Source organism: Mycobacterium montefiorense (assembly GCF_025823255.1).
Lineage (GTDB): Bacteria > Actinomycetota > Actinomycetes > Mycobacteriales > Mycobacteriaceae > Mycobacterium > Mycobacterium montefiorense.
In genome coordinates this window covers 83,153-105,258 of record NZ_JACKVL010000012.1, presented here as the reverse complement: position 1 = coordinate 105,258, position 22,106 = coordinate 83,153, and the positions used below count along the sequence as shown (strand labels likewise).

Annotated in this window: 11 protein-coding genes and 1 pseudogene (1 of these 12 cut by a window edge); 7 read left to right on the top strand and 5 right to left on the bottom strand. The window is 66.0% G+C overall.

Translation table 11 applies throughout. From position 1 onward, the window contains the following. Window positions 1-3: 3 nt before the first annotated feature. Both H7K34_RS10120 and H7K34_RS10115 read right to left on the bottom strand, forming a co-directional pair. Entirely contained in the window at window positions 4-1,038 is a 1,035-nt protein-coding gene (locus H7K34_RS10120; protein ID WP_264061768.1) for an aspartate-semialdehyde dehydrogenase, read from the bottom strand. Beyond that, window positions 1,039-2,304 (bottom strand): aspartate kinase, encoded by a 1,266-nt coding sequence (locus tag H7K34_RS10115; protein WP_264061767.1) that lies wholly within the window; start codon window positions 2,302-2,304, stop codon window positions 1,039-1,041. 242 nt (window positions 2,305-2,546) lie between these two features. Between H7K34_RS10115 and leuA the strand changes: the two genes are divergently transcribed. Next, a complete protein-coding gene (gene leuA / locus H7K34_RS10110) occupies window positions 2,547-4,418 on the top strand; it encodes a 2-isopropylmalate synthase (RefSeq protein WP_264061766.1) in 1,872 nt (623 codons plus the stop codon). A gap of 42 nt (window positions 4,419-4,460) precedes the next feature. Here leuA and H7K34_RS10105 read toward each other — a convergent pair whose 3' ends face one another. Beyond that, on the bottom strand, window positions 4,461-5,462 hold the full coding sequence (locus H7K34_RS10105; RefSeq protein ID WP_264061765.1) for a DEDDh family exonuclease: 1,002 nt from the start codon (window positions 5,460-5,462) through the stop codon (window positions 4,461-4,463). A gap of 172 nt (window positions 5,463-5,634) precedes the next feature. Here H7K34_RS10105 and H7K34_RS10100 point away from each other — a divergent pair, with 172 nt between their 5' ends. The 4 genes from H7K34_RS10100 (at window position 5,635) to H7K34_RS10085 (ending at window position 8,837) form a co-directional block, all read left to right on the top strand. After that, the gene (locus tag H7K34_RS10100; RefSeq protein WP_264061764.1) at window positions 5,635-6,900 is read left to right on the top strand and encodes a Mur ligase family protein; all 1,266 of its coding nucleotides are present in this window, start codon (window positions 5,635-5,637) and stop codon (window positions 6,898-6,900) included. Next, window positions 6,893-7,600 (top strand): type 1 glutamine amidotransferase, encoded by a 708-nt coding sequence (locus H7K34_RS10095; RefSeq protein ID WP_264061763.1) that lies wholly within the window; start codon window positions 6,893-6,895, stop codon window positions 7,598-7,600. The genes H7K34_RS10100 and H7K34_RS10095 overlap by 8 nt, the downstream gene beginning before the upstream one ends. Window positions 7,601-7,602: 2 nt before the next feature. Next, complete coding sequence (locus H7K34_RS10090) at window positions 7,603-8,046, top strand: hypothetical protein (RefSeq protein WP_264061762.1); 444 nt, start codon at window positions 7,603-7,605, stop codon at window positions 8,044-8,046. Window positions 8,047-8,168: 122 nt separating this feature from the next. Beyond that, on the top strand, window positions 8,169-8,837 hold the full coding sequence (locus tag H7K34_RS10085) for a C39 family peptidase (protein ID WP_264061761.1): 669 nt from the start codon (window positions 8,169-8,171) through the stop codon (window positions 8,835-8,837). A gap of 15 nt (window positions 8,838-8,852) precedes the next feature. On the opposite strand, the gene recR is transcribed toward H7K34_RS10085, so the two are convergent. Both recR and H7K34_RS10075 read right to left on the bottom strand, forming a co-directional pair. Continuing rightward, complete coding sequence (gene recR / locus H7K34_RS10080; RefSeq protein ID WP_108920183.1) at window positions 8,853-9,464, bottom strand: recombination mediator RecR; 612 nt, start codon at window positions 9,462-9,464, stop codon at window positions 8,853-8,855. Window positions 9,465-9,477: 13 nt separating this feature from the next. Further along, entirely contained in the window at window positions 9,478-9,837 is a 360-nt protein-coding gene (locus tag H7K34_RS10075) for a YbaB/EbfC family nucleoid-associated protein (RefSeq protein WP_108920182.1), read from the bottom strand. A 98-nt stretch (window positions 9,838-9,935) separates the two neighbouring features. On the opposite strand from H7K34_RS10075, the gene H7K34_RS10070 reads away from it, so the two are divergent. Then, window positions 9,936-10,697, top strand: coding sequence for an Rv3717 family N-acetylmuramoyl-L-alanine amidase (locus tag H7K34_RS10070; RefSeq protein WP_201263390.1), 762 nt, complete (start codon window positions 9,936-9,938; stop codon window positions 10,695-10,697). Between the two features lie 504 nt (window positions 10,698-11,201). Then, window positions 11,202-22,106, top strand: a pseudogene (locus H7K34_RS26755) (non-ribosomal peptide synthase/polyketide synthase); it runs 20,292 nt beyond the window's last position.

Sequence of the window (22,106 nt, the reverse complement as noted above, 5' to 3'; positions counted from 1 at the left end):
ACGTCACAGCTGGGCGGCCAGCAGCTCGGCGATCTGAATGGTGTTGAGCGCGGCACCCTTACGCAGATTGTCCCCCGAGACGAACAGCGCGAGTCCCCGCCCGTCCGGCACCCCTTCGTCGCGGCGGATCCGGCCGACCAGCGATTCGTCGACTCCGGCGGCATCCAAAGCGGTCGGTACGTCCACGACCTTCACGCCGGGTGCGACACTGAGCAGTTCGGCCGCCCGCTGCGGCGAAAGTGGCCGGGCGAACTCGGCATTGATCGACAACGAGTGCCCGGTGAACACCGGAACCCGCACGCAGGTCCCGCTTACCAGCAGCTCGGGAATGCCGAGGATTTTGCGGCTCTCGTAGCGCAGCTTCTGGTCCTCGTCGGTCTCCCCGGAGCCGTCGTCCACCAACGACCCGGCCAGCGGCAGCACATTGAACGCGATGGGCGCGACGTAGGTCTTCGGCACCGGAAAATCCAGGGCCCGCCCGTCGTGCACCAGTTGCTCGGCGTCGTCGATGGCCGCACGCGCCTGCGTCACCAGCTCCTCGACACCGGCCACCCCGCTACCGGACACCGCCTGATAGCTCGACACCACCAGGCGCTGCAGCCCGGCTTCCTCGTGCAGCGGCTTGAGCACCGGCATCGCGGCCATCGTGGTGCAGTTCGGGTTGGCGATGATGCCCTTCGGCCGGTTGGCAGCGTCACGGGCGAAGTTGACCTCCGACACCACCAACGGCACATCCGGGTCCTTGCGCCAGGCCGAAGAGTTGTCGATGACAATCACCCCGGCTGCCGCGAACCGCGGGGCCTGCACCAGTGACATCGTCTTTCCGGCCGAGAACACCGCGATGTCCAGGCCGGTCGGGTCCGCCGTCGCGGCGTCTTCAACCTCGATCTCCTGGCCGCGGAACGGCAGTTTGCGGCCCTGCGAGCGGGTGGACGCGAAGAACCGCACCGTCGTCGCCGGGAAATCGCGCTCGTCGAGCAGATTGCGCATCACCTGGCCCACCTGACCGGTGGCGCCTACTACCCCTATTGCAACCATCTAACGGCCCGTCCCCGCATACACCGTGGCCTCCTCGTCGCCGCCGAGCCCGAACGCCTCATCCAACGCCACGACGGCCTTATCTAGTTCGGTGTCGCGGCACAGCACCGAGATGCGGATCTCGGAGGTGGAGATCAGCTCGATGTTGACGCCGACGGCGGCCAGCGCCTCACAGAAGGTCGCGGTAACGCCGGGGTGGCTGCGCATGCCCGCACCGATCAGCGACACCTTGCCGATGTGGTCGTCGTAAAGCAGTTGGGTGAAGCCGATCTCGTCTTGGAGTGAGTCCAGCTTGGCCACCGCGGTGGGCCCGCTGTCGCGCGAGCAGGTGAACGTGATGTCCGTCTTGCCGTCCTCGACCTTGGACACGTTCTGCAACACCATGTCGATGTTCACGTCGGCCTCGGCGATGGCGCGAAAGACCCGGGCCGCATAGCCGGGGATGTCCGGAATCCCGACGACGGTCACCTTGGCCTCGCTGCGGTCGTGCGCAACTCCGGTCAGCAGGGGGCTTTCCATAGTTATGTCCTTGATCGATCCGACGACGACGGTGCCTAGTTTGTCCGAGTACGACGACCGGACGTGTACGGGCAAGTTGTACCGGCGGGCGTATTCCACGCAGCGCAGCATCAGCACCTTGGCTCCGCACGCCGCCAGCTCAAGCATTTCCTCGAAGGTGACGGTGTCCAGCTTGCGAGCGGTACGCACGATCCGCGGGTCCGCGCTGAAGATGCCGTCCACGTCGGTGTAGATCTCGCAGACGTCGGCATTCAGGGCGGCGGCCAGCGCGACGGCCGTGGTGTCCGAGCCGCCGCGGCCCAGCGTGGTGACGTCCCGGCTGTCCTGGCTGACGCCCTGGAAGCCGGCGACCAACACGACGTCGCCTTCGTCGAGCGCGGACCGCAACCGGGTCGGCGTGACGTCGATGATCTTCGCGTTCCCGTGCGTGCCGGTGGTGATGACACCGGCTTGCGAGCCGGTGAACGACCGGGCGCGGGCGCCGAGCGATTCGACCGCCATGGCCACCAGCGCGTTGGAGATGCGCTCACCGGCCGTGAGCAGCATGTCCAATTCGCGGGCCGGTGGCACCGGGCACACCTGCTGGGCCAGATCCAGCAGGTCATCGGTGGTGTCGCCCATCGCTGAGACCACCACGACGAGGTCGTTGCCCTGCTTCTTGGTCTCGACGATGCGTTCCGCGACACGGCGGATCCGGTCGGCGTCGGCCACCGAGGATCCGCCGTACTTCTGTACGACGAGCGCCACTGTTTCTCTGCCTGCCCTTCCACACCCACAGACGTGGTTCAAGTTCACAACAGGATACGTGGCGGCGCATCTTGTTTTTTGACCCGATGGCGAGTGCCACAGCCTGCGGTTTTGGTCTCGATGCGGCGTAGTTTTCGCCCAGGCGCTGATCGCGGTAGAGTTCACAACGTGCAGCGGATGCTCCTTCTCGGACGCCGCGACGGGGTCTGATCCAGACCGGCCTCCCGTCGCGGGTGTTCGCGATGCGCCGGTTTGAAGCCCCTTCTGACACCCCCGGAGCAATTACCGTGACCAACTTCTCTGAACCTGCCCACCCCGACGCGTACACGTCGTCGCCTGTCAGGGCCCGCACCATCCAAAAGCCCGCGGGCCCGCACCGATCTGATCAGCCCACGTGGAACCCCCAGCGTGGCTCGTCGATGCCGGTGAATCGATACCGACCGTTTGCCGACGAAGTCGAGCAGATCCAGGTCGCCAACCGCGGCTGGCCGGACCGCGTCATCAATGGCGCCCCGTTATGGTGTGCGGTGGATCTGCGCGACGGCAACCAGGCGTTGATCGACCCGATGAGCCCAGCTCGTAAGCGCCGTATGTTCGAACTGCTGGTTACCATGGGCTACAAGGAGATTGAAGTCGGATTCCCGTCGGCCAGCCAAACCGACTTCGACTTCGTTCGCGAGATCATCACCGACGGCGCCATTCCCGACGACGTCACCATCCAGGTGCTGACGCAGTGCCGCCCGGAGCTGATCGAGCGCACCTTCCAGGCGTGCCAGGGCGTGCACCGGGCGATCGTGCACTTCTACAACTCGACGTCAATCCTGCAGCGGCGCGTGGTATTTCGCGCCGATCGCGCCGCGGTGCAGGCCATCGCGACCGAGGGCGCGCGCAAGTGCGTCGAAGAGGCGGCCAAATACCCGGACACGCAATGGCGATTCGAGTATTCGCCGGAGTCCTACACCGGAACGGAATTGGAGTACGCCAAGCAGGTGTGCGACGCCGTTGGCGAGATCATCGCGCCGACACCACAAAACCCGATCATCTTCAATCTGCCCGCCACGGTGGAGATGGCCACCCCGAACGTCTACGCCGACTCGATCGAGTGGATGAGCCGCAACCTGGCCAACCGGGAGTCGGTGATCCTGAGCCTGCATCCGCACAATGACCGCGGAACCGCTGTTGCCGCAGCCGAATTGGGCTATCAGGCCGGCGCTGACCGGATTGAGGGCTGCCTGTTCGGCAACGGGGAGCGCACCGGCAACGTGTGCCTGGTGACGCTGGGGCTGAACCTGTTCTCTCGCGGCGTGGACCCGCAGATCGACTTCTCCAACATCGACGAGATCCGCCGCACGGTGGAGTACTGCAACCAGCTTCCGGTGCATGAGCGTCACCCGTACGGCGGCGATCTGGTCTACACCGCGTTCTCGGGCAGCCACCAGGACGCCATCAACAAGGGCCTGGACCAAATGAAGGCCGACGCCGACGCCGCGGACAGCGATGTCGAAGAGATGCTCTGGCAGGTGCCGTACCTGCCGATCGACCCGCGCGATGTCGGCCGCACCTATGAGGCGGTGATCCGGGTCAACTCCCAGTCCGGCAAGGGCGGGGTGGCCTACATCATGAAGGCCGACCACGGTCTGGCCCTGCCGCGACGGCTGCAGATCGAGTTCTCGCAGGTGATCCAGAAGATCGCTGACGGCGAGGGCGGCGAGGTGTCGCCGAAGGAGATGTGGGGCGCGTTCTCCGAGGAGTACATCGCCCCGATCCTGCCGCTGGAGCGGATGAAGCAGCGCGTCGACGCCGATGAGGAAGACAGCGGAACGACCAGAATCGCCGCGACCGTCAAGATCAACGGCGTCGAGACCGAGATCACCGGCACCGGCAACGGCCCGCTCGCCGCGTTCGTCGACGCCCTGGGAGACGTCGGGTTCGACGTTGCCGTCCTGGACTACTCCGAGCACGCGATGAGTTCCGGCGACGACGCGCAGGCCGCGGCGTACGTGGAGGCGTCCGTGGGTGGCCGCACGGTGTGGGGGGTGGGCATCGCCCCGTCGATCACCACCGCGTCGCTGCGTGCCGTGGTGTCGGCGGTCAACCGGGCGTCGCGCGGCTAGCGGCGCTGGGCGTCGAAGAACGCGTGCACCGCAAGGTTCGGTCTAGAACAACGCGAGCTGGTCGTCGGCCGTCGTAGCGTCGACGAACTCCTCCATGTTGGTGCCGCCGATCACGGCCCCGACGCCGTCCATGAACTGGGCGTCGGATACCACCGGAACCCCCAGCTGCTGGGCCTGATAGCCCTTGCCCTGCTCGGGGGCATCGTGGTTGCAGACCACCAGCGAGGTCTCGCGGTCGACGACATCGGTGTAGGCCAGCCCGGCGTGCAGGATCCGTTCGACAAGCTCCTCGTGGGTGCGCCGCACCTCGGCGGCCAGCGCCACCCGCATGCCCTGGACCAGTGGCCGGCCGCGGACATAAGGCCCCGGGTTGAGATATGGGCAGGGCATCCGGGATGCCAGCGACTTCAGCGGGCGCAGCTCGTCATGGGTCACGCGGCCGTTGGGCCAGCGGCGCCGGGTGACCGGATGCACCGGCAACCAGATGTCATGTTCGCGGGCGCGGGCGAGCGCCGACGCGAGCACCCCGGTCAACACCATCGCGTCGTCGAAGGCGTCGTGCGGCCGCTCCTGGATCACGCCCCAATGCGCGGCGAGGGTCTCCAACCGCAGGTTCTCGACGCCCAGATTGAGTCGCCGGGCCAGCTCGACCGTGCACATGACACTGTCGACGGGCAACTCGGTGGCGGTGAGCTCGGCCTCCGCGGCCAGGAATGCGTAGTCGAATGCGACGTTGTGCGCCACCAGCGTGCGGCCGCGCAGCACCCCGATCACGTCGCCGATGATGTCGCCAAACTGCGGCTGATCCTCCAGCATGGCGGCGGTCAGCCCGTGTACGTGGGTGGGGCCGGGGTCGACGCCGGGGTTGAGCAGGCTGACGACGGATTGCTCCACGCGGCCGTCGACGTCGAGTCCGAGCACCGCAAGGCTGATGATCCGGGCCTGACCAGGCCGGAAACCCGAAGTTTCGACGTCGATGACGGCCCAACCCGCGTCCGGATCGCTCGCGGGCCGGCCCCAGGGCGTCGGATTTTTGGGGCTCATGAACTGAGAATGGCACGTCTAACCGACATCATCCGGTCGCTGCGCAGCCGTGTCGGCCGTTAACTCGAGCTGGCAAAAGGTGCCGCGCTGGCGATCGCCCTCGACTTGCTCAGGGCGACCCGCTGCACCCGGCAAAAAGCGCCGCGCTGGCGATCGCCCTTAAACTGCGCGGGTGGTCACCACCCGTGCGCGTCTAGCCCTCGCCGCAGGGACGAGCGCGCGCTGGGCATCGCGGGTGACCGGGCGCGGCGCCGGGGCGATGATCGGCGGCCTGGTCGCGATGACACTGGACCGCTCGATCCTGCGCCAGCTCGGTGCGGGACGGCGCACGGTCGTCGTCACCGGCACCAACGGAAAATCCACGACCACCCGGATGGCCGCGGCGGCCTTGGGCACGCTGGGGTCGGTGGCCACCAACGCCGAAGGCGCCAATATGGACGCTGGCCTGGTGGCCGCGCTAGCCGCCGACCGCGGCGCCGGGCTGGCGGCGCTGGAAGTCGACGAGATGCACGTGCCGCACGTGTCCGATGCCGTCGAGCCCAGCGTCATCGTGCTGCTCAACCTGTCGCGCGACCAGCTGGACCGGGTCGGCGAGATCAACGTCATCGAACGCACGCTGCGGGCCGGCCTGGCCCGCCACCCGAATGCGGTCGTCGTCGCCAACTGCGACGACGTGCTGATGACGTCGGCAGCCTACGACAGCCCGAACGTGGTGTGGGTTGCCGCCGGCGGCGGGTGGGCGAACGACTCGGTCAGCTGCCCGCGCAGCGGTGAGGTGATCGTCCGCGACCAGGGCCACTGGTATTCCACCGGCGCGGACTTCAAACGGCCCAGCCCGCAGTGGCGTTTCGACGAGGACACGTTGTATGGACCCGACGGGCTGGCCCTGCCGATGCGGCTGGCGCTGCCGGGCGCGGTGAATCGGGGCAATGCCGCCCAGGCCGTCGCAGCCGCCGCCGCGCTGGGCGCCGACCCCGCGAAAGCCGTCGCCGCGGTGTCGGGAGTCGACGAGGTCGCGGGTCGCTACCGGACCGTGCGGGTCGGCCGGCACGACGCGCGAATTCTGCTGGCCAAGAACCCGGCCGGCTGGCAGGAAGCGCTGTCGATGGTCGACAAGCACGCGGCCGGGGTGGTCATCTCGGTCAACGGGCAGGTGCCCGACGGCGAGGACCTGTCGTGGCTGTGGGATGTGCGCTTCGAGCATCTCGCTGGTGAGCCTCGTGCGCCACGAGGCGAATCAAGCGAGGAGACCGCCGTGGTGGCCGCCGGCGAACGCGGCACCGACCTGGCGGTGCGGTTGGGGTACGCAGGCGTCAAGCACACGCTGGTGCACGACACCCTGGCGGCGATTGCGTCCTGCCCACCGGGGCGAGTCGAGGTCGTCGCCAACTACACCGCCTTCCTGCAGCTGCACCGAGCATTGGCCCGGCATGGCTGAATCGGCGGTGCGGATCGGGCTGGTGCTGCCCGACGTGATGGGCACCTACGGCGACGGCGGCAACGCGGTAGTGCTGCGCCAACGGCTCCGGCTGCGGGGTATCGACGCCGAGATCGTGGAGATCACGCTGGCCGACCCGGTGCCGGAAGACTTGGACCTGTACACCCTCGGCGGCGCCGAGGACTACGCCCAGCGGCTGGCCACCCGGCACCTGCAGCGCTACCCGGGCCTGCAGCGCGCGGCGGAACGCGGCGCACCCGTGCTGGCGATCTGCGCCGCCGTCCAGGTGCTCGGGCACTGGTACGAGACGTCGTCCGGGGAACGGGTCGACGGTGTGGGCATGCTGGACGCCACGACCTCCCCGCAGGATGCGCGCAAGATCGGCGAGCTGGTGAGCAAGCCGCTGCTGGCCGGACTGACCCGGCAGCTCACCGGCTTTGAAAACCACCGCGGCGGCACGGTGTTGGGCCCGGCCGCCGCACCGCTGGGCGCGGTCGTCAAGGGGGCCGGCAATCGGCTCGGCGACGGCTTTGACGGCATGATTCAGGGCAGCGTCGTGGCGACGTACATGCATGGGCCGTGTCTGGCCCGCAACCCGGAGCTGGCCGACCTGCTGCTGAGCAAGGTGGTGGGCGAGCTGGCGCCGCTGGAGCTGCCCGAAGTGGACCTGTTGCGCCGCGAACGACTGGCGGCGCGCTAGCCGTGCGAGCAGCGACGACGAAGATCAGCCCGAGACTGGCCGCCGGTGCCGCACTGCTGGCAGGTGCCGCGTTCATCACGTCGTCAACGCCGGCGAACGCCAACCCCGAAGTCCTGAACGGCCGGTACAACGTGCGCTACGCGGACAACGACAAATCGACGGCCTGGCTTTTCGTCCCGTGCGGATCGGACTGCATCCTGGCGACGTCGCAAGATGGCGGGACATTCGTCATCAGCTGGGAGTTCCACCTGGCGAATGGGCGATGGACTCACACCGGCACGGCCCAGGTGCCGTGCCCGAACGGGGCATCGGCCCCGGTGACCGTCGACTACAGCTTCGATGCCGTGTCGCTTGCCGGCGAAGGCCAGCAGACGACGACGTCCGATGCGTGTGGTGCAGAGCCGGGCAAGACCTTTACCAGACCATTCCAATTGAGCAAGGCCTGAACCGCCGGCTCGCGGCCGGCGAGTACTCGGCCCTACCTGCACAACAAGATTCCTTATAGGCCCATATCGAATCCTTTCCTCGACACCGACGCGTCTCGCGGCGGCTCGAGAAAGGGGCTCCGATGACCAGCACCGCAGGAACCGTGGCCCCGACGGCACGCCTCGGCGCACTCGCGGCGTTGTTGACCGCGGCCGCCGCCGGCTGGGCGATCGGAATCACCGGTGTGGCCAACGCCGCTCCGAGAGTGCCCGCCCCACACATCGCCCCCGGGATGCATAGCGACCCGGCCGCCGCCGCACCCTACTGGCGCTATCAGCAACAGAAACTCGACTGTGGGGAGATGGCGGTGGCCGACGTGATCGGCCAGATCAGCGGGCACGAGCCCAGCGAGGACGAGATCACCGCCGCGGCCGAAAACATCCCGAGCGCCGCCCATCCCGGGCCGATCTACCACCCCGGCGGCCGGACGAGCAATCGCGACATCGTCCCGCTACTGGCGCACTACGGCATCCACGCCGACGCACTGCACCCCGACACCGACACGCTGGCGCGCGATCTGGACCGCGGGCGCAAGGTGATCATCGGGGTCAACGACAACGTCATCTGGAACAGGCCCGGCGATCGCACCAGGGAAAACCACTTCGTGGTGGTCATCGGTATCGACACCGACGCCGGTGTGGTGCACCTCAACGACAGCGGCGTGCGCACGGGCCGCGACGAGCAGGTTTCCCTCGCGACATTCGAAGAAGCGTGGGCCGCCAGCGATAACTTCGCCGTCGTGACGACGTGACGGACGGCCCAGCGATCAGACCATGGACCGGCGGCCGGTGAGCGCGCGCCCCAATGTCAGCTCGTCGGCGAACTCCAAGTCGCCGCCCATCGGCAGCCCGGACGCGATTCGCGTCACCGTCAGACCGGGGATGTCGCGCAGCACCCGGACCAGGTAGGTAGCCGTCGCCTCCCCCTCGGTGTTGGGGTCGGTCGCGATTATCACCTCGGTGATGTCCACTCCGTCGACTCGCTCACCGATGCGGCTCAGCAGCTCGCGGATCCGCAGCTGATCGGGGCCCACGCCGGACAGTGGATCAAGCGCACCGCCCAGCACGTGGTAGCGGCCGCGGAATTCGCGAGTGCGCTCGACGGCCGCGACGTCCTTGGGCTCCTCGACGACACACACCTGCGAGCCATCCCGGCGAGGATCGCCGCAGATCCGGCAACGCTCGTCGTCGGAAACGTTGCCGCACACCGCACAAAAGCGCACGCCGTCGCGGACCTTCGACAGCACGGCGGTGAGTCGGTCGATGTCCGGCGGTTCGACCGACAACAGGTGAAAAGCGATGCGCTGCGCGCTCTTTGGCCCGATACCCGGCAGCTTGCCGAGCTCGTCGATCAGATCCTGGACCGGTCCCTCGAACATGGCGGTAAGTGAGTTAGAGCCCCGGGATCTGGGTCGGCGAGCCGGGGGGAGCCGGTGGGGCCGGCGGGCCGCCCAAGCCGGCCGTCAAGGACCCCAACTGCTCCTGTGCCATCCGGGTGACCTGCTTGGAAGCATCGACCATGGCGCCGACGATCAAGTCCTGCAAGGTCTCGATGTCCGAGGGGTCGACGACCGAAGGATCGATCTTCACCGCGATGACCTCGCCGCTGCCTTTGACGATGGCCTCGACCAAGCCGCCACCGGCCTGACCGCGGATCTCGGCGTTCGCGAGTTGTTGCTGAGCCTCCATTAGCTTTTGCTGCATCTGCTGCGCCTGGGCGAGCAGCGCCGACATATCGCCTCCGGGTTGCATGACAATCCCCTCGCATCTTGGTCTCGAGTTGGTTTCGCCTGTGGGTGTCGGGCGATTCGAAACACCCAGCGTAGACCGCGCGGCGTTACCTTTGCGCCGTGGACCTACCAGTGAGCAGGCGTGTCGGGATCCGAACGCTCGTCGGCATGATTGTTGCTGTTTCGACGATCATCATCCCGACCGCCACCGCAACCCCTTCCAACATCGCGGGCATGGTGGTCTTCATTGACCCCGGCCACAACGGGGCGAACGACGCGTCCATCGGCCGACAGGTCACCACCGGTCGCGGCGGCACGAAGGATTGTCAGACCAGCGGCACCGCGACCAACACCGGCTACATGGAGCACACGTTCACCTGGGACACCGCGTTGCGGGTGCGCGCCGCGTTGACAGCACTCGGTGTCAGGACCGCATTGTCCCGCGGCAACGACAACGCGCTGGGGCCGTGTGTCGATGAGCGCGCCAACATGGCCAATTCGTTGCGGCCCAACGCGATCCTGAGCATCCACGCCGACGGCGGCCCATCGTCGGGGCGCGGGTTCCACGTCAACTATTCGGCCCCGCCGCTTAACCAGGTGCAGGCCGGCCCGTCAGTGCAGTACGCGCGGATCATGCGCGACCAGATGGCGGCCGCCGGCATCCCGCCGGCCACCTACATCGGCCAGAATGGGCTGTACGGACGCTCGGACCTGACCGGTCTCAACCTGGCGCAGTACCCCTCGATCCTGGTCGAGTGCGGCAACATGAAGAACCCCGTCGATTCGGCTCTGATGGAGTCCGCGGACGGCCGCCAGAAGTACGCTGACGCGCTTGTCCGGGGCGTCGCGGGCTTCCTGGCCACCCAGGGCCAGGCGCGCTGAACCCCGGGGCGGGGCTGCAGCATGACTGTCCGGGTGGCGGACACGCCTTACAGTCGGTAGCCTGGACACAACTTTGCAGGATCTTCGCTCCTGCCGACTAGGAGGCGGGATCACTTGCGACGCTGGCACTTTCGCAACGCGAAATTGGCCGGGCAAAATACTGCGCCGTACGCCGAGCGAAGATCGCGAACTTTGCCGAATCCTTGTTCGTGCCCGATTTTTTCCACTAGCGTTTGTTCCACTCATGTCGATTAGACGTGTGGGGAGTACTGGTGAGCAACAATTCGTCGGCGCCGACAAGGACAGCCTCGAGGCGAGGGTCAACGACGACCAGCGGCACCGCCCGGAGTGAGCTTTCGCAGATATCAGTGCCCATGGTGAAGCGGTTAGCCAAGCGGCGAATCATGCCGCCGTTTGCGACTGCGCCGCACGCTATTGCACCGAAGTACGGCCAACGAATCTGCGGAACCCGGCACCAGATAAGGCCGTTATCACGTAGGCCATTTGGGTAGGGGCAATCGAATGAAACTTGACGCCCGTGCCCTTCCGCTGACGCGCCGGCAATTAGATATTTGGCTCTCGCAGGAAACGGGTCGCTCCGGCACTGACTGGCAACTCGGCCTATTCATCAGAATCGAAGGCTCAGTTGAGCCCGATTTACTCAAGCAGGCAATCAGCAAAGCCCTGCAAGAGGCCGAGCCCTGTCGCGCTACCTTTTTCGAGGCCGACGGTCAGGTCTTCCAAAAGGTGATCGATTACCCGGATTTCGAGCTGGCCGTCCACGATCTCAGAGGTTCGCGCGACGCCGTGGCCGAAGCCCGAGAAATTGCGTCATCTATCCAACACACACCGATGCCGCTCACCGGCCGGTTACTCAAATTTGCTTTATTCCGAACGAAACTCGACGAATACTATTGGTTTGCCTGCTGCCACCACATAATCCTCGACGGATTGGGTATTGGACTGGTTGGCCGCCGGATTGCAGCTATCTACACCGCAATTGTTTCGGGTACGCCCGCCTCTCCGCCGTTCTTCGGCTCACTGCAGGACCTGGTTCGCAGCGAGCTGGAGTACGAGGCGTCGACCGACTACTCCGAAGATCAGGCCTACTGGCGAACAAACCTCCCGCCGGAAACCGGCCCAGACTATCGATTGCCTCAGGCCACCGGCCGGCAGCAATCGAATCAGCCGACCACACCGGTTCAGTTGGACCCGTCCCTCGTCGGCCGAATCAAACAGCTAGCCAAGGCGCTGGGTGTCCGTCGAACCTCGATCATCACGGCCGCGTGCGCCCTGTTGGTGCGGGGGTGCGCCGGCGGTTCGGAGGTCGTGCTCGACTTCCCGGTCAGCAGGCGCGTGGATCCCAAGTCGAAGACGCTTCCCGGGATGGTTGCCGGGGTGGTGCCACTCGTCCTGAAGGCGCCACCAGGGTTGACGGTGGCCGACTTTTGCAAGCATGTCGACGCCCAAGTACGAGAAGCGTTGCGGCATCAACGATTCCCGGTGCAGGTTGCTGGGACCGGTCGGGTGGTAGTCAATTTCATCCCGTCCAGACTCACCCTGAATTTCGCCGGGGTACCGGCGACGGCGACCTACACGAGTTTTGGACCAATAGGCCACTTCGGGCTTTTCTTCGTCGGTGCCGGTGACGAACAGTTCCTTACCACGGCCGGCGCGGGACAGCCGTACGCGAATTTCGCCGTCGCGGAACTGACGCAGCGGTTGCAACGCGTGTTGGCGGCGATGATCGCCGACCCCGGCCTGGCGCTTTCGTCGATGGACCTGCTCGATGTAGACGAGCAGGCACGCCTCGACGAGATCGGTAATCGGGCGGTGCTGACCCAACCCGCCCCGATAGCGGTATCGATTCCGGAGTTGTTCGCCGCGCAGGCGACCCGTACTCCCGATGCGGTGGCGATCACCTTCGAAGGCCGCTCGATGACTTACCGCGAGCTCGAGGCCGCGGCAAATCGGGCGGCGCACCTGCTCGCCGACCGGGGAGCAGGTCCGGGACAGTCAGTGGCGCTACTGTTTTCGCGTTCGGCCGAGGCCATCGTCGCGATACTAGCGATATTGAAGACCGGCGCGTCCTATGTGCCGATCGATCCAGCTCACCCCGCGGCGCGGATCGAGTTCATGCTCGCCGATGCGGCGCCGACGACCGCACTGACCACCGCCGCGCTGTCCGACCGATTGGGCGGCTACCACCTGCAGGTCATTGATATCCGAGACCCCGCCGTCGCTGCTCAAGCCGCCACCGCGCTGCCGATGCCGGAGCCCGACGATATCGCTTACATCATCTACACCTCTGGCACCACCGGCGTGCCCAAGGGCGTGGCCATCACCCAACTCAACGTCACTCAGAAGCTCGAGTCCTCAGATGCCGGCCTGCTACCGGGACAGGTGTGGACTCAGTGCCACTCCTATGCGTTCGACATCTCGGTGTGGGAGATCTGGGGTGCGCTGCTGCACGGCGGACGGCTGCTGGTGGTGCCCGAGGCGGTGACCGCCTCGCCGGAGGACTTCACCACCCTGCTAGTCGACGAACGCGTGACCGTGTTGACCCAAACTCCCTCCGCCGTGGGGGCGTTGTCTCCGGAGGGCTTGGGCTCGGCGGCGTTGGTGATCGGCGGGGAGGCCTGCCCGGCCGAGGTGGTAGATCGCTGGGCGCCCGGGCGGACGATGATCAACGCCTACGGCCCCACCGAGACCACGATCTATGCCGCGATGAGCGCGACCCTGACCCCGGGGGCAACGGTGCCGATCGGTGCGCCGTCGTCGGAGGCGGCGCTGTTTGTGCTCGACGACTGTTTGCACCCGGTGCCCGCCGGGGTGGTCGGCGAGCTGTACGTAGCGGGCCGCGGCGTGGGATATGGCTATATGGGCCGAGCTACGTTGACCGCATCACGGTTTGTGGCCTGTCCCTTCGCCGGCGCCGAAGAGCTCGGGCAACGGATGTATCGCACCGGGGACCTGGTCCGGTGGCGCGCCGATGGGCAGCTGGACTATATCGGCCGCGCCGATGACCAAGTCAAAATCCGCGGTTACCGCATCGAACTCGGCGAAATTCGTTCCGCCCTAGCCGAATTGGATGGGGTGGAGCAGGCGGTGGTGCTCTGTCGCGAAGACCGCCCCGATGACTTGCGCTTGGTGGGTTATGTCACCGGAACCGCCGATCCGGCCGTGCTGCGCGGCGCGTTGGCCCAACAGTTGCCGGCGTACATGGTGCCGGCCGCGGTGATGGTGATCGACGCATTGCCGTTGACGGTCAATGGCAAACTCGACACACGAGCCCTGCCGGCACCGGACTATCGCGACATTGAGCACTACCTCGCGCCGGCCACCGCGGTCGAGGAGATCTTGGCCGGGATCTACGCCCACGTCCTCGGTGTCGAGAGGGTCGGAATCGAGGAGTCCTTCTTCGATCTGGGTGGTGACTCACTCTCGGCCATGCGGGCGATCGCCGCGATCAATCATGCACTCGAAGGCGGACTTTCGGTGCGGACATTGTTCGAGGCTCCCACGATCGCGGAGCTGGTACCCCGCGTCGGCACGGGCCACGACAGGCTGGAGCCGTTGGTGGCTTTCCAGCGGCCCGCAATGGTGCCGTTGTCGTATGCCCAATCGCGGTTGTGGTTCCTGGGCCAGTTACAGGGACCATCCGCGGTGTACAACATCGCGGTGGCATTGCGGCTGTCCGGCCACCTTGATTCCGGCGCATTGGCCACCGCACTGGCCGATGTGATCGCCCGTCACGAGAGTCTGCGGACGGTGTTCCCGGCGGTCGAGAGCACCCCACGGCAAGAGGTGCTCGCCGCTGGTAGCGCCGAGTTCGGTTGGCAGATTATTGATTCCAATGGATGGACCGCAGCCCGGCTAGCTGAGGCTGTCGACGCGGCGGCAAGCTACGCCTTCGACCTGTCCACCGAGATCCCACTGCGAGCAACCCTTTTCCACCTCGACAAGGACGAGCACGTGCTGGTGGGCGTGGTCCATCACATCGCTGCCGACGGCTGGTCTATCGCTCCGCTGGTGCGGGATCTGGGCGAGGCCTATACCGCCCGATGTGCGGGACAAGCACCGGGTTGGCCCGCATTAGCGGTGCAGTACGCCGATTACACGCTGTGGCAGCGTACGCAATTCGGCGATCTCGACGACCCCGCCAGCCCGATCGCGACGCAGTTGGCCTATTGGGAAGATGTCCTGGCAGGAATGCCCGAGGTGTTGGCGCTGCCCAGCGATCGGCCTTACCCACCGGTGGCCGATCAGCGCGGCGCCAGTGTGGCCGTCGCGTGGCCGGCCGAGTTGCAACAGCAAATACGTGCGCTGGCACGCGAACACAATTCGACTAGCTTCATGGTGGTCCAGGCCGCCCTTGCCGTGCTGCTGTCCGCGCTGTCCGCGAGTAGTGACGTGGCAGTGGGATTCCCGATCGCGGGACGCAGTGACCCCGCTCTCGACGAGCTGGTGGGCTTTTTCGTCAACACGCTGGTGCTGCGTGTCGACACGGCCGGAAATCCCACTGTCGGCCAGTTGTTGGCCCAGGTTCGCCAGCGAAGCCTGTCCGCCTATGAACACCAAGACGTGCCCTTCGAGGTCCTCGTCGAACGCCTCAACCCCATCCGGTCCCTGGCCCATCACCCACTCGTGCAAGTGATGTTGGGCTGGCAGAACGCCGATCCAGCCGAACTGACGTTGGGTGATCTGCAGGCCACTCTGATACCGATCGAAACCCACACCGCACGAACGGATTTGGCTTTCACCCTGACCGAACGCTTCACCGCATCCGGTGAGCCCGGCGGGATTTCCGGAACAGTGGAGTATCGGACCGACGTGTTCGACACGGGAACCATCGAGGCGCTGCTCGGGCGGCTGCATCGGGTGTTGGTGGCGATGACCGCTGATGCGGCACAGCGACTTTCCTCGATCGAGATGCTGGGTGCCGACGAGCGCTCCCACCTCGACGAAATCGGCAACCGCGCGGTCCTGACCCGGTCAGCGGCCTGGGTATCTGTTCCGGCGCAGTGGGCCGCGCAGGTTACCCGCGCTCCGGAGGCGGTGGCGATCACCTTCGAGGGTCGATCGATGACCTACCGCGAGGTCGATGTGGCCGCCAACCGGTTGGCGCACCTACTTGCCTCCGAAGGGATAGGCCCCGGTCAGTTTGTCGCACTGCTATTTTCACGATCCGCCGAAGCAATCATCGCAATCTTGGCGGTGCTCAAGTCGGGCGCGGCATACTTACCGATCGACCCGGCCCACCCCGCGGCGCGAATCGAGTTCATGGTGGCCGATGCCGCGCCGATCGCCGCGATCACCACCCCCGAGCTGCGACCGCGGTTGCAACAGTGCGGCCTACGGATCATCGATGTCGACGACCCGCGCATCGACACCCAGCCCGACACCGCGCTGCCCGCGCCGTCGCCCGATGATACCGCCCACATCATCTACACCTCGGGTACCACCGGCGTGCCCAAGGGTGTTGCGGTCAGTCATCACAACGTCACTCAACTGTTCGACTCGTTGGATGTCGGGCTGGACCTGTCGGCCGAACAGGTGTGGACACAGTGCCATTCGTATGCGTTCGACTTCTCGGTGTGGGAGATCTGGGGCGCGCTGCTGCACGGCGGACGGTTGGTGGTGGTACACGAGGCTGTGGCCGGTTCACCAGAAGAGTTCCACGCCCTACTCGTCGCCGAACAGGTCACCGTTCTCACCCAGACCCCGTCGGCGGTCGGGATGCTCTCGCCACGGGGGTTGGAGTCGACCGCGCTGGTGATCGGCGCCGAACCCTGCCCGCCCGACTTGGTCGATCGGTGGGCGCGCGGACGGGTGATGGTCAACGTCTACGGCCCGACCGAGACAACGATGTGGGCATCCAAGAGTGCACCGCTCGTACCGGGTTCGGGTGTGCCGCCGATCGGTTCGCCGGTGACAGGTGCGGCGTTCTTTGTTCTCGACGAATGGTTGCGCCCGGTACCCGTCGGGGTGGTCGGTGAGTTGTATCTGGCCGGCCGCGGCGTGGGACACGGGTATTGGCACCGGGCAGGGTTGACCGCGTCGCGCTTCATGGCGTGCCCGTTCGCGGAGGCCGGCTCCCCGGGACAAAGAATGTATCGCACCGGGGACCGGGTGCGATGGCGCACCGACGGGCAGCTCGACTACCTGGGCCGCACCGATGAGCAAGTCAAGATCCGCGGCTACCGCATCGAACTCGGCGAAATCCGGTCAGCTCTAGCCAATTTCGCGGGAGTGGAGCAGGCCGCCGTCGTCGCCCGCGAGGACCTTCCCGGGACGAAGCGCCTCGTCGGCTACATCACCGGGACTGCCGACCCCGCCCAAGCACGCGCGGCACTGGCCGATCGGTTGCCCACGTATATGGTGCCGTCGGCAGTGGTCGTGATCGACGTGTTGCCGATGACGGTCAACGGCAAACTTGACACCCAAGCCTTACCCCCGCCCGAGTATCACGATGCGGATCACTACCGCGCTCCCACCGACGCCATCGAGGAGATCCTGACCGAGATCTACGCCCAAGTTTTGGGGTTGGAGCGAGTGGGGGTCGATGAGTCCTTCTTCGACCTGGGTGGCGACAGCATCTTGTCGATGCAGGTGGTGTCCCGGGCGCGCGCGGCCGGGGTGGTGTGCCGTCCGCGGGATATCTTCGTCGAACAGTCCGTCGCCCGGGTGGCTCGAGTAGCCAGTGTCTCGACGGATGAGGCCGGTGTAGTTGACGAGGGTGTGGGCGAAGTCCTGGCCACACCGATCGTCCGCTGGCTAGAGGACGTAGCGGGTCACGTCGAGCAGTTCAACCAGGCAGTGGCCATTGCGGCCCCGGTCGCGGCGACTGAGGCCGACGTGGTGGTGGTGTTGCAAGCGTTGCTCGATCGACACGCGACGCTGCGGCTGCGCGTCGACGAAGACGACGCCGGGAGCTGGTCATTGTGGGTCCCCGACCCCGGCGTGGTGGATGCGCGCGGCTGCCTGAACACCGTCGAAGAGCTATCCGACGAGGCGCTGGTCCGGGCGCGGGCCCGGTTGAATCCGGCCACCGGAACGATGCTGAGCGCACTGTGGGTGGCGCCGATCGGTGAGCTGGTGTTGATCATTCATCATCTGGCCGTCGACGGAGTCTCGTGGCGAATCCTGTTGGAAGACATCAACCTTGCCTGGGCCCAGCTGTGCGCCGAGCAAGAGGTGGCCTTGCCGGCGCCGGGGACCTCGTTTGCCCGGTGGGCGTCGTGGCTCAATGAGCACGCGCGGGCTCCCGAGGTAGTAGCTCAGGCCGAGGTGTGGCGGCAGGTGGCCGCGACCCCGGCATTACTGCCCGCACCCCAGCCCGAGCTGGATACCTACGCCAGCGCGGGACGCTTATCGGTGGATCTGGACATCGAGACAACCCGGATGCTGCTGAGAGAGGTGCCCGCGGCGTTTCACGCTGGGGTGCAAGACATTCTGCTGGTCGCATTCGCGTTGGCCTGGGCCGAGTTCTTGGGTACCGGCCGTGCGCCGATCGGCATCGATGTGGAGGGCCATGGGCGCTACGCCGATCTGGCCGGCGACGTGGACTTGTCGCGCACCGTGGGTTGGTTTACCAGCAAATATCCAGTAGCCCTGAACGTTGGCGGGCTGAGCTGGGCGCAGGTGATCTCAGGTGAGTCGGCACTGGGCGCGTTGATCAAAGACGCCAAAGAGCAACTGCGCGCGCTGCCCGACGGCCTGAACTACGGACTGCTGCGCTACCTCAATCCGGAGGTGAATCTGGATTCGGCCGACCCGGCGATCGGGTTTAACTATTTCGGGCGCCTGGGCGCCGGTGCCGTCGAGCACTCCGACGACTTGTGGCTGATCAGTGAGGACGGTGTGTCGGTGGCCGCCGTGGCCTCGGCGATTCCAATGCCGTTGGGGCACAGTGTGGAACTCAATGCCGGCACGCTCGACACGGACGCCGGGCCGCATTTGCACGCAACCTGGACCTGGGCAGTCTCGGCGCTCGACGTCGAGCAAGTCAGCCGGCTGAATCAATTGTGGTTTACCGCTCTGGCCGGGATCTGCGCGCATGTCCGCGGCGGCGGCGGCGGCTTGACGCCGTCCGACATCTCGCCGGCCCGACTCAGCCAGCAGCAGATCGATGAGCTGTGCCGGCGCGAGCACATCGCCGACATCTTGCCGCTGACTCCGCTGCAGCAGGGTCTGCTTTTCCACGCCAATAGCCACGGCCGCAGCGCTTTGGGCGAGTTGTATGCGGTGCAGCTGGACATCACCGTCGCCGGCTCGCTGGAGCCCGACCGGCTGCGGAAGGCGGTCGACGTCGTGGTCGGCCGCCATCCCAACCTGGCAGCCCGATTCTGCCCGGAGTTCGATCCGCCGATCCAGGTCATTCCCGCCGATCCCGTATTAGCTTGGCACTACCCCGAACTCGCTGACGACGTCGATATCGAGGAACAGATCCAGCGGCTATGCACCGCCGAGCGTGCCGCGGTCGCCGACCTGACCAATCCGCCCGCATTCCGAGTCGCGTTGACGCTCATCGACAAAGACTTGCACCGATTGGTGCTGACGAACCATCACATTGTGCTCGATGGCTGGTCACTGCCAATCCTGTTGCAGGAGATCTTCACTACATACTGCGGACAGCGGCTTCCCGCACCCGCGCCCTATCGCCGGTTCGTGGCCTGGCTGAGCGAACAAGACCGTCACAGCGCCGCGACGGCCTGGCGTGAAGTTTTCGCCGGCTTCGAGGTCCCCACCCTGGTAGGTCCGCCCGGCCGGGTCGGGCTCGGCCGGCGAGAGGTGGCCACATCGCGGGTCTCCGCCGAAACGACGCGGGCCGTGGTCGAACTGGCGCGCGGGCACCACACCACCATCAATACCGTCTTGCAGGCGAGTTGGGCGCAGCTGCTGATGTGGCTGACCGGTCAGCGTGACATCGCCTTCGGCACCGCGGTATCCGGGCGCCCCGTCGAGCTGGCCGGTTCGGATTCAATGGTGGGCCTACTGATCAACACCATTCCGGTCCGGGCCACCATCACCACGACCACCACCACCGCCGACCTACTCGAGCAGTTGCACCGGGCCAACAACCACACACTTGAGCACCAGCACCTGGCGCTACCCGACATTCACCACGCTGCCGGACACGACCAACTCTTCGACACGCTGTTCGTCTACGAGAACTACCCCGTCGACCCCGCTCTTTTCGGCGTCGACGGTTTGACCGTCACCGGGTACACCGCCCGCGAGAACAACCACTATCCCCTGACGCTGCAGGCCATGCCCGGCGACGAACTCGGCCTGCGCGTCGAGTACGACAGCGAGATCTTCACCGCCGACAGCATCGACACACTTATCCGGCAATTGGAGCGAGTGCTGGTGGTCTCGACCACCGTACCTACCCGCAGGTTGTCGTTGATGGACCTGCTCGACGCCGAAGAGCACATCCGCCTCGACGACATCGGCAACCGGGAAACCTTGGCCAGGAACGGTATTGGTGTATCGATCCCGGAGTTGTACGCCGCGCAGGCCGCGCGTACACCCGATGCGGTGGCGATCACCTTCGAAGGCAGCTCGATGACTTACCGCGAGCTCGACGAGACGTCCAACCGGCTGGCACACCTGCTCGCCGACCGGGGAGTATGCCCGGGACAGTCTGTGGCGTTACTGTTTTCGCGTTCGGCCGAGGCCATCGTCGCGATATTGGCGGTATTGAAGACCGGGGCGGCGTATGTGCCGATCGATCCGGCTCATCCCGCGGCGCGAATCGAATTCATGCTGACCGACGCCGCACCGATCGCCGCACTGACCACCACCGAGCTGCTCGTGCGGCTCGACGGGTACGACTTGGTCACGGTTGATGTCCGCGACCCCGCCGTCGCTACTCAACCTGCCACCGCGCTACCGATGCCGGCACCCGACGATGTCGCCCACATCATCTACACCTCAGGTACCACCGGTGTCCCCAAAGGCGTCGCGGTCAACCACGCCAACGTCACCCAGCTGTTCGACTCGCTGGAAGCCGGACTGGAGCTGACAGAGGAACAAGTGTGGACGCAGTTCCATTCGTATGCGTTCGACTTCTCGATCTGGGAGATCTGGGGTGCCCTGCTACACGGCGGACGGCTGGTGGTGGTGCCCGAGCCGATGACCCGCTCACCGCAGGACTTCCACGACTTACTCGTCAACGAACACGTCACCGTGCTTACCCAGACTCCGTCTGCGGTGGCGGCGCTTTCGATCGACGGTCTGGGCTCGGCGGCATTGGTGATCGGTGCCGAGGCTTGCCCACCCGAGGTGGTGGATCGATGGGCGCCCGGTCGAACGATGATCAACGTCTATGGCCCCACCGAGACGACGATGTGGGCATCCAAGAGTGCGCCTCTGGCCCCGAAAGCCGGTGCAGTGCCAATCGGTTCGCCGATTGCCGGCGCAGCCTTCTTTGTGCTCGACGGCTGGTTGCGCCCGGTGCCCATCGGGGTGGTCGGCGAATTGTATCTGGCCGGCCGCGGTGTGGGACACGGGTATTGGCGCCGGGCGGGTTTGACCGCGTCGCGGTTCATAGCGTGTCCCTTCGCCGGCGACGAAGCGTCTGGACAACGGATGTACCGCACCGGGGACCTGGTGCGGTGGGATGCCGACGGGCAGCTGCAGTACGTCGGGCGGGCCGATGAGCAAGTCAAAATCCGGGGCTACCGCATCGAGCTCGGCGAAATCCGGGCGGCCCTAGCTGGTTTGGAAGGTGTCGAACAGGCTGCCGTGATCGCCCGTGAGGACCGCCGCGGGATCAAGCATCTCGTCGGGTATGTCACGGGAACCGCCGATCCGGCCCTGGTACGCACTCAACTCGCCGAGCAGCTGCCGCCCTACATGGTGCCGGCCGCGGTACTGGTGATCGACGCGTTGCCGATGACGGTCAACGGCAAACTCGACACACGGGCCCTGCCGGCACCGGACTATCGCGACGCCAATCACTATCGCGCGCCGGCGACCACCGTCGAGGAGATCCTGGCCGGGATCTATGCTCAAGTGCTCGGTGCGGAGCGGGTCGGAATAGACGATTCCTTCTTCGACCTGGGTGGAGACTCGCTATCGGCAATGCGGGTGATCGCCGCCATCAATACCCTCCTCGACGCCGATCTGAAGGTGGGCAAGCTTTTCGACGCACCGACGGTCGCCCAGTTGGCATTCCAACTCGACGTAGAGGCGAGTCACCGTGAGCCGCTGGTGGCTTTCGAGCGGCCGGCGGTGCTTCCCTTGTCATTTGCCCAGTCGCGGTTGTGGTTCCTGGAGCAGTTGCAAGGGCCTTCTGCCGTCTACAACATGGCGGTGGCGTTACGGCTGTCCGGCCGGCTTGAGGTCGACTCACTGGCTGCCGCTCTGGTCGACGTGGTGGCACGGCATGAGAGTCTGCGA